We start from the raw sequence: 13,460 nt of genomic DNA on the forward strand, positions 1-13,460 counted from the left end.
GAGTTCACCCTCGGCGAACTCTCAGGCCAGTTTCTTCCTGCTCCTGCGTCCACATCATCGTCGTCCCCTACGGGTAGTTGTAGAACCCACGCCCACTCTTCCTGCCGTGCCATCCGGCTGCACAGTACTTCCGGAGGAGCGGGCAAGGCCGGTATCGGTCGTCGCCCAGCTCTCGGTGCAGCACCTCGAGAATGTTGAGGCACGTATCCAAGCCAATCAGATCCGCGAGTTCGAGCGGACCCATCGGGTGGTTCATCCCGAGCTTCATGATGGTGTCGATGGCCTCAGGCTCGGCGACGCCCTCCATGAGTGCGAAGACGGCCTCGTTGATCATCGGCATCAGGACCCGGTTCGCAACGAAACCAGGGAAGTCGTTGACCTCCACCGGAGTCTTCCCGAGTTCCTCAGACAACGTAAAGATTTTCCGGGTCGTTTCATCGCTCGTCGCGAGGCCACGAATGACCTCGATGAGCTTCATGACCGGAACGGGATTCATAAAGTGCATCCCAATGACCTTGTCGGGGCGACCTGTACGTGCGGCAATCTCGGTGATGGAGATCGACGAAGTGTTGCTCGCCAGTATCGTCTCAGGGCCCGTTGCCCGATCGAGCGTTTCAAAAATATCGTACTTGAGCTGCGCCTTCTCGGGGACCGCCTCGATCACAAGGTCCATACCCTCTGCACCAGCGGCCACATCTGTCGTGGTCTCGATCCTCGCGAGCGTCGCGTCGCGAGCGGCTTGGTCGATGAGCTCCTTCTTGACCTGCCGATCGAGATTCTTGGCGATGGTCGCGAGCGCACTCTCGAGAACGTCGCTGGAGAGGTCTAAGATGCGCACCGACTTGCCGTTCTGCGCGGCGACGTGGGCGATGCCGTTGCCCATCGTGCCTCCACCGACAACAGCGATCCGATCGATACTCATGCTCTCTATTTCCTCCGGTCTCATGACCCTATTGATTCGTTTCGTCCGTCAAACACCAGCGGCTCCGACCTCAACGCCGTTTCGCTCGGTTTCAACCAGCCGCCCCACCATACGAGAGCGCTGGCGGCCAGAACGACAACAGTCGTCACCGCACTACCCTCCGGCCCGAAGGCTCCTCCGCCCAACCAGTCAGGCCCAGCAGAAGCACCTTCGTACAACGGCGCATCGAGAATCTCTAAACCGCTCACCGGCAGGTCCACGAGATACCCGTGCGCCCAATTCCAACCGAGATGCACGCCGGTCGCCCACCACAGGCTCCCGGTCCGGAGGTACACCGCACCCAGGAGGAGTCCCGCCGCCGTGACGTTGGCCAACCCCAGCGCCGTCACATCCGGGTTCCCCATGTGCATCATGCCAAACGCGACGGAAGTCGCGACCAAAGCCAGCGGAGCCCCAACCGCCTCTGCAAGCGCTTGAAGAGGATATCCCCTCAGCAGCGCTTCCTCCGCAGCTGCGGGCACCGTCAGCAAAAGTAGAGCGCCTACGCCCCCCTTAACCCACTCGGCGGCAGAGCCGGGCTGAGCCGACCAAGTCAGGCCTCCCGCCGCTGCCATCACACCTACTACCACCAACGCGATCCCGACGCCGATCGTCGTCCCCAGCGCCATCTCTCTCGCCGTAGAACGTTCGACGTATAAACCGAGGGCATCAGGCGACTTCCCGTCCAACGCCAACATGCTCCAGCCCCCCAACAGCGCGCCCAACAGGAGCGCAAAGGAGCCAAACTGAAGCCCCGCTGGGAGTACGACTCCCGCCAGCCCTGTGACCACCATCGTGATCAACACGAAGAGCGAAATCCGCCATCCGACCCGGACCCGCCCATTCTCCTGCGTGAACGGTGACCCGGTCGAGGCACCTTCAGGCAAACGAAAGCCTCGTTCCAGGGGCCAACTCCTAGGCTTTCTCGACAGACAGAGCCACGGCGTTTCCGCCACCGAGGCAAAGCGTCGCGAGGCCCGTCCCCGCGCTCTGTTGGTCCATCGCGTTCAAAAGTGTGATCAGAATACGGGTGCCTGATGCACCGATGGGGTGCCCGAGCGCAACCGCACCTCCGTTCACATTCACGCGCGCTTCGTCCATCCCGAGTGCGTTCATATCGGCAATGGCCTGCACAGCAAAAGCCTCGTTCACCTCCACGAGGTCGTAGTCCCCAATGGCCTTGTTTTCTTTGGCCATGAGGTTGTTCACGGCTGCAATCGGAGCAAAGAACAGATCTTGGGGCTCTGTAGCTCCGGTCGCGTAGCCCGAGATGATTGCGTCGATGGCGAGTCCGTTCGCCTCAGCGTACTCGAGAGACGCGACCATGATCGCAGCGGCTCCGTCATTGAGGCCGGGCGCGTTCCCAGCGGTCACGACATGTACGTCGATGTCGTCGGGGGCGTCGCGCACGAATGCGGGCCGGAGCCTGCCCAAGGCTTCAACAGAGGTGTCGGCCCGGGGGCTTTCGTCCGTATCCACCACGGTAACACCCTTCCTGTTCTTCACCTCGACGGCCACGATCTCGTCTTTGAATCGGCCGGCTTCGATAGCGGCTACCGCTTTCTGGTGCGAGCGCAGCGAGAATCCATCTGCCTCCTCACGGCTGACACCCGCCTTCGTCGCCGTGTACTCGGCGTGACCGCCCATGTGGCAATCCCCGAAGGAACACCACAGGCCGTCGTGAATCAGACCGTCCTCAAGAGTTTGGTTCCCGAACTTCACACCACTACGCATGCCCCGTGCGTAGTAGGGCACGTTGGACATGGACTCCATCCCGCCGGCGAGAACGAGCCGTGCATCTCCCGCCCGGATCGCCTGGGCGCCGAGCATGACAGCTTTGAGTCCAGAGCCGCACACCTTGTTGATCGTGACAGCAGGGATCGTGGGCGGTACTCCACCGTGAACCGCAGCCTGCCGCGCGGGGGCCTGACCGCCTCCGGCCGAGACGACGTTGCCCATGATCACTTCATCGATCTCGGAGGCGTCTATGCCAGAGCGCTCGATGGCCGCGCGGACCGCAACGGCACCCAACTGGGCAGCAGTCAGCGGGCTCAGGCCACCAAGGAAACGACCTATGGGAGTGCGGGCGCCTCCCTTAAGAATCACGGGTATCTTCGATTTATCGGTCATGACGCCGAGTTCGCGAGTAAGCCTCACCGGCAGGCACCAAAAGATTCGCCGACCGTAAGCCCTTCAAGATACCGAAAAAGGAGATAGTGGTCACGGGACTTACTCGTCCCGCCGCCTACTTATTGCGACACGAGCGTTGGCCGGTCTGATCCAGGATCCAGTCGCCCCCAGGCTACCTGTGGATCGTGCTCAAACACGAGCAGCCAATCCTCTTCTCGCGCTTGCGTCCACAGGCCTCGCTTCGACTCGAGCGTCACTAACGGCTCTAGGTCGTAGCCCATAATCCACGGCAAAGGCACGTGGGCTGCCGTCGGACAGACGTCCGCCAAATAACACGCCGTTCGACCCTCGCTCTCGATAAGGACAGACTGGTGAAACGGTGTGTGCCCAGGGCTGGGCACGACCCTTATTCCCTCCGTCACCTGCGCCGGCCCTTCGACGAAATCCCAAAGACCGGCTTCAGCGATCGGATCGAAATTTCGCGCCAGATAGCTGGCGCGAACACGTTCGTTCCCTCCATGAGCGAAGTCGAATTCACCCTTCTGCACGACGTAACGAGCACGGGGAAATGACGGAGCGACACGCCCTTCTGCGTCCACGAATGTGTTCCCTCCCGCGTGGTCGAAGTGGAGATGCGTGTTGAGTACGATGTCTACATCGTCCGGGGAAAAGCCGGCAGCCCGAATGCCATCCTCGAGCATGGAGGGAGTGCCCTCGTTCTCCACGCCATATAAGTCGTGGAACTTGTCGCTCTCTTTGTTCCCGATTCCCGTATCAATCAGGACGAGCGCGCCGGGGGCCTCGACGAGGAGGCATCGGAGAGCCAACGGAATACGATTGCGTTCGTCCGCAGGGATTCGACGCTCCCAGAGCGGCTTCGGCACCACGCCGAACATCGCGCCGCCGTCCAACCATTGGTGTCCCGCTTCGATAGCATGGATGCGGATTCCACCCACCTGGGTGCTCCGAGGAGAGTCAGGAGAGTCAGGCATCGTCATGGGCGCCTCTTTCGGGTCTGTGATTCGGGTCCGAGAAGTTCGAGTGAGAACTGCTCAGGATCGAACGCCTTCCCCTGGCGGCGGCGCTTCAAGTACCACTGGAGCGTGGCCAGATCCTCAATTCCCCGTCCCGCTGCTTCGTCCAGGAGTCGAAGTAACACACGAGCGGTGGCGAACGCATCTCCGTAGGCACGGTGTCGTCCATCGATCTCGATGCCGAAATGCCGGGTCACAACATCGAGGTTCCGGTGCCTCACGGTGGACACGAGCCTACGCACCATGCGAACAGTGCACAGCTTCGGCACGGTGGGCACATCGAGGTTGGCACGCACCAGCTCAGCCGACACGAAGTTCCAGTCGAAGGTGGCGTTATGCGCCACAAAGACCCGCCCTTCTAGCCTGCGCGTAATCTCTTCGCCGATGTGTTCGAAATAGGGAGCTCCCGAGACCATGGCTCCTGTGATACCGGTGAGTGATGTAATCATCGCCGGTATGCCCATGGCCGGGTTCACAAGGGTCTGGTATTCGTCCACGATCGTGCCGCCGCACACCTCGACGATCGCGATCTCCGTAATACGGCTCCCGTCCCATGCCCGGCCACCGGTCGTCTCCACATCTACAACCGCAAAGGAGACCTCCCCTAAGGACACCCCAAGCGGCGCCAAGGTCGGATCGAGGGTCCACATGCCTTCACCGTCCACCAAAAACCGCGGATCGGCCCCAAGCAGTTGGAATACTGCCGCTGAAGCGGCCCCCGGATGTCCAGAGAGCCCAAGCACCGCCTGGGCCAAGTCGAGCGTGTGGGTAGGGTTGTCCTTGAGAATTTCCGCTGCCCGGCGAAGGAGCGATGCATCTCGAGTTCCCGTCACTCCGCCGCCCCGCGCCGCGTGATCTGGAAGGACAGTGCTTCCAGCTCCATCACGAGATTCACGTCCTCGACAGGGACGTGGGCGGGCACATTGATCTGGACTGGCGCAAAGTTGAGGACGCCTTTGATGCCAACAGACACGGCACGTTCCGCAATTTCTTGAGCGGCGGTGGCGGGTATGGCCAGGACGACCAGATCGATGCGTTCATCAGTGATCACAGCTTCCAGCTCGTGTACGTCCCTGATCGTCGTCTCTCCCCATTTGACTCCGACTTTCTCGGGGTCGTTATCGAGAACCACGACACACTCGTAGCCGCGTTCCTTGAAGTCGGGGTATTCAAAGAGAGCAGATCCGATCCGGCCGGCTCCAATGAGGGCCACCCTCCAAACGCGATCCACGCCGAGGATCGCTTTCAGGCGGTCACGAAGCTCCTCAACGTTGTAGCCGAGCCCACGCTTCCCAAACGAACCGAAGTGCGAAAGGTCTTTGCGGACCTGAGCGGCCGTCGTTTGGCCGCGAGAGGCCAATTCTTCACTCGAAACCGTCCCACCGCCCTCGCCTTCGAAACCCTCGAGAGCCCTGAGATAATGGGACAGACGGCGGACCGTCGATTGGGAAATGCGTCTAGACACAGGCAAGAAATGAGGTCCGCACGACGGAAGAGGCGCCGCTTGTGAGATTCTTCAAAAAAAAGTTAGGCCAGAGCTACGCCCGCGGCAACGCGGCCGATAGCCGCATGAAGACCTGCGGCGAAAGCGTCTCGGGCCGCGCGGACAGGTCGATCTCCGTTATCTCCGCCAGACGGTCGAGCGAGTCCGTCGGGACTCTGAGATCGGGGTGATCACGCAGAATCTTCTGCAGTTGTTTTCGGCGCCATTGGAATGAAGCACGCACCAGCACCCTTAGGGCAGCTTCCTCACCGGTATCCATTGGGGCGGGGTGCTCCGGCGTGATTCGGAGAATCGCCGAGTCCACACCCGGAACGGGCCGGAACGCTCCGCGACCCACCCCAAAAAGGCGCTTCGCTCGAGCCACGCTGCGGACACCCACTGAGAGCGCGCCATACGCCTTTGTCCCGACTTGAGCTGCAACCCTGTCGGCCACCTCGGACTGGACCATGAGGACCACGTCCCTGGGGCGCGGCGGCTCGAGGAGCTTGAAGATGATCGGCGACGTGATGTTGTAGGGGATATTTCCGACGACCAACGCCTTCTCGGGAGAGTCCAACACCGCGGAGAGGTCCGTAGCCAACACGTCGCCGTGGACAACTACGACATCGTCACGATCTGCGTACTCCTCAGCCCACTTAGCGGCCAGGTCGTTGTCGAGCTCGACGAGAACGAGCCGGCGTACTGATCCCACCAGATGTCGGGTCAGAGCGCCCCTGCCGGGTCCAATTTCAAGCACCTCATCGTCAGGGCTCGCACCCAGGCTGGCCACGATCTTTCGTTGGAGATTGTGATCGACGAGGAAGTTCTGGCCTAGAGATCTCTTGGCTCTGTGTCGCTCGTCAGACACGGACCACTAGAGCCGCACGGTCGTCCCCGAGCTTACTCGCCTCACTGTCCCCGGGAGAGAGCGAGAACAGCGCCTCCACGATCTCCGTTGCCTTGCGGTACCTGAGCGTAGCCACAGTGTCCAGAATCAAGCTCTCTCCGTCCCCGCGAGTCGATGACGCCAGCATATCCGAAAGGCCATCCGTGAACAGCAGAAGTAAATCCCGCTCTGAATCCCATTCGACTGTCACCTCATCGAACGCGTCTGGGCCCGCAAAGCCAACCGGTGGATCGGTGGCGGTGAGACGCAGTGAGTCACCATCGTCCCGCATCGCGAACGCGTGGGGATGCCCAGCATTCGAATACGTCAGGGTACCCGCGGCCGGGTCCAGGACACCGTAGAAGACCGTGAGGAACATCTCCGTGGCCTCGAGCTCTTCGGCTAGAGCGTCATCCAAGGAGCGCAATACCTCAGCGGGGGACGAGCCCTCCCGTGCATAGATCCCAGCGGCGCTCATGGTGAGCGTCATGATGAGCGCCGACGGGAATCCATGGAGCGACACATCGCCGAGCATGACCCCAACCCGTCCCTCGGCAAGCTGAAATAGCTGGTAGAAGTCACCCCCTACCTGCTCTGCCGGCTGCACCCGACCTGCCGCCTCAACCCAGTCGAATCGCTCCGGCACCGGCAGAAGCTTCATTTGGAGATCGTTGGCGAGTTCCATCTCGCGAGCCATCCGCTCCTTGGAGAGGCTCTCGCGCACCAAGCGATTGTTCTCGAGGGCCGCGCCAATCTGCGAAGCGATGGCAGCAAGCAGCTTCTGGTTAGCAGCGCTGAACCGGCCCCCGTCGTGACGCCCGATGAGGTTCACGACGCCCACGGTGCGAGATTCTCCCGAGGCCGGCGTATAGCGGATAGGAACCGACAAGAACGAATCTTCGCTCTCTCCTGTCGCTCGCTCTTCTCCAGTAGGACGCCGAGATGCGATGATCGCCTGTCCTTCTCGGAAGACCATGGAGGTGACGGCGTCAGGGTGTGCGGCGGAAAGCGGCCCGGATCGACCATCATCACCGACCTCCGCCGCGAGGTGCAGTTCGTCTCCATCCGGCTCGTAAACCCAGAGCGACCCCCGCTTGGCGCCCATAACGTCACGGACCTCGCCTAGGATCTTCCGTGCGCCATCACCGATATCCAACGTCGCCCCGAGCGTCTCACTGATCGAATAGAGGAGGTTGATCTCCTCGAATCGTTCCGATAGCTCGTAGGTGAAGAAGTGGAATTCTCGAGCAGCTTCAAAGCTGCGTTCCAACGCGGGCGCTAGAACCGCCAGAACCGTCTCCGTGGGCGTGCCCGACCCTGCAACCTGCAACTCCAACTCTGGCCCATGATGCGCGACAACCAGCCGGCTCTGTTTCTGAGCCGTGGGATCGAAGACGTCACTGGAGTAGACGATCTCAACAGCCGCGCCGGGTTCCGCGGGAGGCACGACCAACCGAATCGACACCCCGAACGCCGATTCGAAATCGTGGAGGGTCTGAACAACAGGTGGCGGCAACGTCCCTAGGACGAGCCGACCCGAAGCGCTCACGCCTGGGCGCCGCCCTCAAGCGGAACGCCTTGCTCAAGGCAAAGAACCAAAGTGACCTGATTCCCTTGGTCATTGAACAACACTTCGTCGCACAGCTGACGCATAAGGAATAGGCCTCTACCGCCCGACTTGAGCAGGTTATCGGGCGAGGTCGGATCGGGTACGGATCCGGGATCGAATCCGACACCCTGGTCTGTGATGCGCGCTTCGATACGCGCACCCTTTATGGTCACTTCGACCCTGACACGTTTGGCAGGGTCATCACCGTTGCCGTACGTCATCGCGTTCGAGAGGGCCTCGGTGAGCCCTACGCGAAAGTTCAGACGCATCCGGCGGGCATCACAACTGCACGTCTTGCACGCAGACATGACGTAGTCGACGACATGTTCGATAGAACGGACATCGCTCGGCAACTCGAGTACCAGGTCGTCAGCCATCTAGTTCAGAGGCTCGTCCGGAGTCTGCGAGCCGAGACGGGTCCCGATCAAAAGCCATCTAGGGCTTCTTCCTTCGTATCCGTGATGCGGAACAGCGTATCGAGCTTGGTGAGCTCGAATAGGGTCCGCAGGTCCTCATTGAGGCTCGAAAGCCGAAGCTCTCCGCCCTGCTCCCGGATCTTCTTCGAGAGACTCACTAGGACACCAAGTCCGGATGAGTCGATATAGCCCGTGCTCGAGAAGTCGACCACGAACTTTCGGTCTCCGCCCTCCAACTGCTCCAGGACCCGCTGCTTCAACTCCTGGCGGTTCCCAACGATTAGCTGACCTTCGACCTCGACGAGCGTGACACCACCGCTCTGTGACACCTGAAAGCCCATGATTTCTTGCTCCGGAGTTGGATTCGCGGGCCGCCTAGGCAGGAGACGAGACTCCCCACACAGCGGCGCATCGAAATTAAAAAAAGAACAAATGTTCAAGCAAGGCGCAGACTCACGACAGCCTATGGAGCCATGAGCGAGATAGCCACAATTATCGTCGACTTTTGCGCCGCGGGAGAGGTCGTTGCACGGACGTCGAAACCCCCGCAGCACAGGCCCCAAAGCCTGCGCTCCACCCCACTGTCCGGCCAGCTTGTACGCTATATTCGCCGCATTCAAGTCCGGGAATACGAGAACGTTCGCGTCGCCTAAAATGGCTCATTCCGGGGCTTTTCGAATCGCAACGTCCTGATTGAGCACGGCGTCTGCCTGCATCTCGCCCTCCACGGTGACACCGGGCATCAGAGTCCGAAACATCGCCGCAGCTTCCCGCACCCGTTCGATTGACGGGCCGGCCGACGAACCCAGCGTGGAGTACGACAAGAAAGCGACTCGCGGCTCCTCACCCACCACAAGCCGTCACGACCGCGCAGCGGCGACCGCGATCTCCGCAAGCTGGCGCGGTGCCGGCTTCGACACTACACCGGCATCGGTGAAAGTGAGCACCTCGGAGGCACGCGGGTGCACTTCAGGAAAGACTGTGTAGAACGCAGAACTCACGGCCTCGAATCCGTCGTCTACTCCCACTCCCCACAGTCCGGCGAGGATGACGTCACCGGTCGTGCGGACACATCCTGCCACAGAGCCGTCCGCCTCGCCGAGATGCACGGTCAGCGCTCCCTGAATAAGAGGGTCGCGCACAAAGGCCCGTGCTTCTGAATCGGTGACACCCCGATGACACGGCAGCTGCCTGGACCCTGACATCTTCGCCTTCCGGGAACACGAGGCACCGGTCACGAGCACGGGCTCGCAGCTCTTAGGAGGACCCCACGGCCCCCGGGGTCACGGACTGATCCGCACTAGCTATGAAACCGTTCCTTCAGCTTTGCGAGAACGGAAGGGGAAACGAAACGAGACACATCACCGCCCAACGAGGCGACTTGTCGGACCAAAGAGGACGACAAGAACGAGTAATCCACTTCGGGAACGAGAAACAACGTTTCGATCTCGGGTGACAATTCCTGGTTCATTTGGGCCATCTGGAGTTCGTACTCGAAGTCCGAAACAGCTCGGAGACCTCGCACCACCACATGCGCGTTTTGTTCTCTCGCGAAGTCGACGAGTAGCCCCCCGAAGGACATCGCCTGAATCCGATCTTCCTCCGCAAATACCTCGTCGATCAAGTCCACTCGCTCCTCTACGTTGAAGAGGTGCGTCTTGTCGGTGCTCGCCGTGTGCGCCACCGCGATGATCACGCGATCGGCGACACGAAGGGTACGCCTCGCAATGTCCTCATGCCCGCGGGTAATTGGGTCGAAGGAGCCGGGGTAGATCGCTATAAGTGGACTCTTGGATGTCATGACTCTGAAAGGGTCGTGAGGGCCGTGTCACCGTAGCGCCTGGTGCGCGCGGTCTCCGGTACGTCCAACGTCTCGCGCGAAGGATGCTCCAACCAAAGCTCGCGCGCAAACGGTGATTCGAGGTAATGAGCCACCAGCTTAGCCGCGTCGCCCGTGGCGTATGGCGGATCCGCTACGGCAAGATCGAAGTCCCCCGGTCGCCCCAGGAGAAAGCGGAACACGTCCGTGGACACGACTCGGCACTTTGCCTCCGCCCCGAGCAACTCGATGTTCGCGCGGATCACGTCTCTGGCGGCCCGTGACTGCTCGACGAAGACGACACGTTCTGCACCACGACTGAGCGCCTCCAGGCCAAGGGCGCCCGATCCGGAGAACAGGTCGAGCACACTCAGTCCGTCGAATCGCCCCCCCATCGCCGACATCCACGCTTCCCTGACTCGATCCGTGGTCGGGCGAACATTCTTGCCTTTCAGAGCTTTCAACCGGCGTCCCCGCCAGGCACCTCCGATGATCCTCAAGGTTGAACCTCGGAGGTCTCGGAAGCAGATACAGCCGGACGCAGTGCGATCATCCGAGCCTGCAGGCGTGATGATCCCCGCCACTCGTTGCGCTCTAGCTTGAACACGACGTCCTGCGTGTGCGCTTGGATGTCCTCCAGGTCGTGTATAGCCGCGAGACCGAAGCCGATTCCATCGACTCGTCCGGTCCCCTGTACCAGCGTGGCTTTCAGATGGTCACTTCCCACGATCCTGGCCTGTTCAATCTGTACTCCTCTTGCGACAAAATTCGGCCCGGGATTTCCCATCCCGTGCGGGCCGAGGTAGCTGAGCCAGTGTACCAATTGGAGATCCGCATCACCGAGGTGTACCTCGAGGTCGGTGCGGATCGTCGGGCGTAGCTCCTTCGACTCCAACCTTCGCCGAGCCGCCGCGTTGAAGGCGTCGCGGAAGGCGGTGATCGCCTCTCGAGGCACGTCCATGCCGGCCGCTTGTTTGTGACCGCCAAAACGCAGCATATGCTCTGAACACTCTGCCAGCGCATCATACAAGTGGAAGCCGGGGATCGAACGAGCGCTCCCTCTGGCCCGGTCCCCTTCGATGGCGAGCATCACTACCGGGCGGTGGATTCGCTCGACGACCCGCGAGGCGACGATGCCGATCACACCTGGGTGCCAACCATCTGCTGCCACGACCACACCAAAGTCTGTAGCTGGGTCGTACGTGGCTTCGAGCTGATCGAGGGCCTCAGCCAATGTGCGTTGATCCTCTTCTTGTCGGGCCCGGTTGGTAACGTCCAAACGTTCTGCGAGCGATGCTGCCTCCGACCGATCATCCGTGAGAAGGAGGCTAAGCGCCTCCGCGGACTCCCCGATGCGCCCAGCGGCATTGATGCGAGGAGCAACCACGAAGCCGAGTTTTCCAGCGGTGATGTCACTCGCGGTGACACCAGCTGTCTTCATCAGGGCATTCAATCCCATCACACGGGTCTTCGCGAACTGACGGAGGCCGAAATGCACGAGCACTCGATTCTCCCCCTGGAGCGGCACCAAGTCCGCGACCGTCGCCAGCGCCACGAGAGCAAGATATTCCGGTAAGTCCTCGACCTCTTCCCCGCAGGCGCGCGAGATCAATTCACACAATTTGTACGCGAGTCCCGTTCCGCAGAGATCCTTGAAGGGATACGGGCAGTCCGAACGGTGTGGATTCACGACTGCGATGGCGGGTGGCAAGTCTGCCCCCACGGTATGATGGTCCGTGACGATGACATCGATTCCTGCCTCGGCGGCCTCCTTCACTGTCGTGTGAGCCATCGTCCCGCAGTCGACCGTGACCACCAGGGACGCTCCGGCTTCTCGCGCCGCAGCCAGACCTCCTGCGCCGAAATCGTACCCGTCCCTAATGCGGTGGGGCACGAATGGAACCACATGAGCCCCGAGGCGAGTCAGCCACCTCGTGAGAAGCGCCGTGGCGCAGATGCCATCGACGTCGTAATCCCCGTGAAGGAGGATCGTCTCAGCACCCGTGATCGCGGTCGCAATGCGGCGTGCTGCTACCTCACCGTCCGCGAGGAGCGCGGGGTCATACAAGCCGTCCAGGCGTGGCCGTAGAAAGTGCTTGGCCGTCTCAGGGTCATCTATTCCTCGTCCGGCCAAAACTGCGCAGACGGCTTCCGGTAGACGAAGCGCCTCCATGAGCGCCCGGACAAGCGCAGCCTCCGGCGGGTCCGGAAGAACCCAATCAGGAGCGGGCGGACGGAGTCGTGCTAAAGATCCGTTCGACCCGGCGTCCGTCACTTCTCGGCCGTGTCCTCTTCGTCAGACGATGCTTCAGAGGAGTCATCAGACGCTTCCGTCGCATCGTCGGCAGCAGCGGCAGCTTCGGCTTCGGCAGCTTCTGCGGCGGCCGCTTCGGCAGCTACTGCTTCTGGATCCGGGGCCGCGAGAATCACCCCGCACGACTCACAGCGGATGAGAGCTGTCCCGTGGAGGATTTCGTTTTGGAACTGCAACGGCACCACGCCAAAGCAATGCCCGCACGCGCCGTCCTCCGTTATCTCGGAGACAGCAATCGTGCGCCCACCCCGCCGGATGGCGTCGTAAAGCTTCAACTCACCAGGGTGCATGTCTGCTACATACCTTTCGCGATCACCGTTGAGCGACTCCAACGTAGCCTTTGCCTCGTCCCGGGCTGTGACCAATGCAGCCATGGCTGGCTCGAACTCAGCTTTGGCCGCAGCGAGTCCTTCGTCGACCTCGATGAGGCGCTCTTTCATTTTCTGGATCTGATCAAGGAGTGCGAGAGCCTCCTGCTCATCCGACTGCAACGCACGTTTGACCATCTCCAGTTCCGACGTGACCGCAGCCTCTTCCCTGAGGTTACGGACAGAGCCAACGCGCTCATCGAGACGGAGCTGACGCGTCTTCTTTTCTTGGACGCTGAGCTCGAGTCGGCTCTCTCCGAGCTCCATCTCTTTCAACCTGGCGCGGGTCCGTTCGGACTCGCTCTCCAGCGCGAGGGCGGGTTGTTCGACTGCCTCGAACTTCGGATCGAAAGCGTGGATCGCCTTTTGGGCTTCCACGACCTGCATATCAAGCGTCTGAAGTTCTTTCAGGGCGGTGCGGCGGTGCTCCGTCATCTATT

Annotated in this window: 14 protein-coding genes and 1 pseudogene; all 15 read right to left on the reverse strand. The window is 61.2% G+C overall.

Annotated features, from left to right (window positions below; genetic code table 11):
* Positions 1–67: 67 nt before the first annotated feature.
* The 15 genes and pseudogenes from P8L30_08140 to P8L30_08210 all read right to left on the reverse strand — a co-directional run bounded on the left by P8L30_08140 (position 68) and on the right by P8L30_08210 (position 13,455).
* Positions 68–922 carry a 3-hydroxybutyryl-CoA dehydrogenase gene (locus tag P8L30_08140; protein ID MDG2240158.1) on the reverse strand — a complete coding sequence of 285 codons (855 nt, stop codon included), beginning with the start codon at positions 920–922 and terminating at the stop codon, positions 68–70.
* Between the two features lie 20 nt (positions 923–942).
* Complete coding sequence (locus P8L30_08145; protein ID MDG2240159.1) at positions 943–1,848, reverse strand: type II CAAX endopeptidase family protein; 906 nt, start codon at positions 1,846–1,848, stop codon at positions 943–945.
* Positions 1,849–1,876: 28 nt separating this feature from the next.
* Entirely contained in the window at positions 1,877–3,091 is a 1,215-nt protein-coding gene (locus tag P8L30_08150) for an acetyl-CoA C-acyltransferase (protein MDG2240160.1), read from the reverse strand.
* Positions 3,092–3,210: 119 nt separating this feature from the next.
* Positions 3,211–4,089, reverse strand: coding sequence for an MBL fold metallo-hydrolase (locus tag P8L30_08155; protein ID MDG2240161.1), 879 nt, complete (start codon positions 4,087–4,089; stop codon positions 3,211–3,213).
* Positions 4,086–4,958: an exonuclease domain-containing protein gene (locus tag P8L30_08160; GenBank protein MDG2240162.1), complete on the reverse strand. Its 873-nt coding sequence runs from the start codon at positions 4,956–4,958 to the stop codon at positions 4,086–4,088. Before P8L30_08160 ends, P8L30_08155 begins: the two co-directional genes overlap by 4 nt.
* Entirely contained in the window at positions 4,955–5,590 is a 636-nt protein-coding gene (locus P8L30_08165; GenBank protein ID MDG2240163.1) for a redox-sensing transcriptional repressor Rex, read from the reverse strand. Before P8L30_08165 ends, P8L30_08160 begins: the two co-directional genes overlap by 4 nt.
* Before the next feature lie 73 nt (positions 5,591–5,663).
* Entirely contained in the window at positions 5,664–6,476 is an 813-nt protein-coding gene (gene rsmA, locus P8L30_08170; GenBank protein ID MDG2240164.1) for a 16S rRNA (adenine(1518)-N(6)/adenine(1519)-N(6))-dimethyltransferase RsmA, read from the reverse strand.
* Positions 6,469–8,043: a SpoIIE family protein phosphatase gene (locus P8L30_08175; GenBank protein ID MDG2240165.1), complete on the reverse strand. Its 1,575-nt coding sequence runs from the start codon at positions 8,041–8,043 to the stop codon at positions 6,469–6,471. Before P8L30_08175 ends, rsmA begins: the two co-directional genes overlap by 8 nt.
* Entirely contained in the window at positions 8,040–8,480 is a 441-nt protein-coding gene (locus P8L30_08180) for an ATP-binding protein (protein ID MDG2240166.1), read from the reverse strand. Before P8L30_08180 ends, P8L30_08175 begins: the two co-directional genes overlap by 4 nt.
* A 47-nt stretch (positions 8,481–8,527) precedes the next feature.
* Positions 8,528–8,860: an STAS domain-containing protein gene (locus P8L30_08185; protein ID MDG2240167.1), complete on the reverse strand. Its 333-nt coding sequence runs from the start codon at positions 8,858–8,860 to the stop codon at positions 8,528–8,530.
* A gap of 162 nt (positions 8,861–9,022) precedes the next feature.
* A pseudogene (locus tag P8L30_08190) lies at positions 9,023–9,724 on the reverse strand (phosphate acyltransferase).
* Positions 9,725–9,819: 95 nt separating this feature from the next.
* Complete coding sequence (coaD, locus tag P8L30_08195; GenBank protein ID MDG2240168.1) at positions 9,820–10,320, reverse strand: pantetheine-phosphate adenylyltransferase; 501 nt, start codon at positions 10,318–10,320, stop codon at positions 9,820–9,822.
* Entirely contained in the window at positions 10,317–10,838 is a 522-nt protein-coding gene (gene rsmD, locus P8L30_08200; GenBank protein ID MDG2240169.1) for a 16S rRNA (guanine(966)-N(2))-methyltransferase RsmD, read from the reverse strand. Before rsmD ends, coaD begins: the two co-directional genes overlap by 4 nt.
* Positions 10,835–12,613, reverse strand: a complete 1,779-nt coding sequence (gene recJ, locus P8L30_08205; GenBank protein MDG2240170.1) for a single-stranded-DNA-specific exonuclease RecJ — start codon at positions 12,611–12,613, stop codon at positions 10,835–10,837. Before recJ ends, rsmD begins: the two co-directional genes overlap by 4 nt.
* The gene (locus tag P8L30_08210) at positions 12,610–13,455 is read right to left on the reverse strand and encodes a hypothetical protein (GenBank protein ID MDG2240171.1); all 846 of its coding nucleotides are present in this window, start codon (positions 13,453–13,455) and stop codon (positions 12,610–12,612) included. The genes recJ and P8L30_08210 overlap by 4 nt, the downstream gene beginning before the upstream one ends.
* Between the last annotated feature and the right edge of the window lie 5 nt (positions 13,456–13,460).

It is taken from the genome of Longimicrobiales bacterium (assembly GCA_029245345.1).
Lineage (GTDB): Bacteria > Gemmatimonadota > Gemmatimonadetes > Longimicrobiales > Gaopeijiaceae > CALFPJ01.

What these genes read in the sequence shown, in the direction of transcription:
- coaD (MDG2240168.1), bottom strand. Translation starts at nt 10,320, where the DNA reads ATGACATCCAAGAGTCCACTTATAGCGATCTACCCCGGCTCCTTCGAC.
- P8L30_08185 (MDG2240167.1), bottom strand. Translation starts at nt 8,860, where the DNA reads ATGGGCTTTCAGGTGTCACAGAGCGGTGGTGTCACGCTCGTCGAGGTC.
- P8L30_08155 (MDG2240161.1), bottom strand. Translation starts at nt 4,089, where the DNA reads ATGACGATGCCTGACTCTCCTGACTCTCCTCGGAGCACCCAGGTGGGT.
- P8L30_08140 (MDG2240158.1), bottom strand. Translation starts at nt 922, where the DNA reads ATGAGTATCGATCGGATCGCTGTTGTCGGTGGAGGCACGATGGGCAAC.
- P8L30_08210 (MDG2240171.1), bottom strand. Translation starts at nt 13,455, where the DNA reads ATGACGGAGCACCGCCGCACCGCCCTGAAAGAACTTCAGACGCTTGAT.
- P8L30_08180 (MDG2240166.1), bottom strand. Translation starts at nt 8,480, where the DNA reads ATGGCTGACGACCTGGTACTCGAGTTGCCGAGCGATGTCCGTTCTATC.
- P8L30_08150 (MDG2240160.1), bottom strand. Translation starts at nt 3,091, where the DNA reads ATGACCGATAAATCGAAGATACCCGTGATTCTTAAGGGAGGCGCCCGC.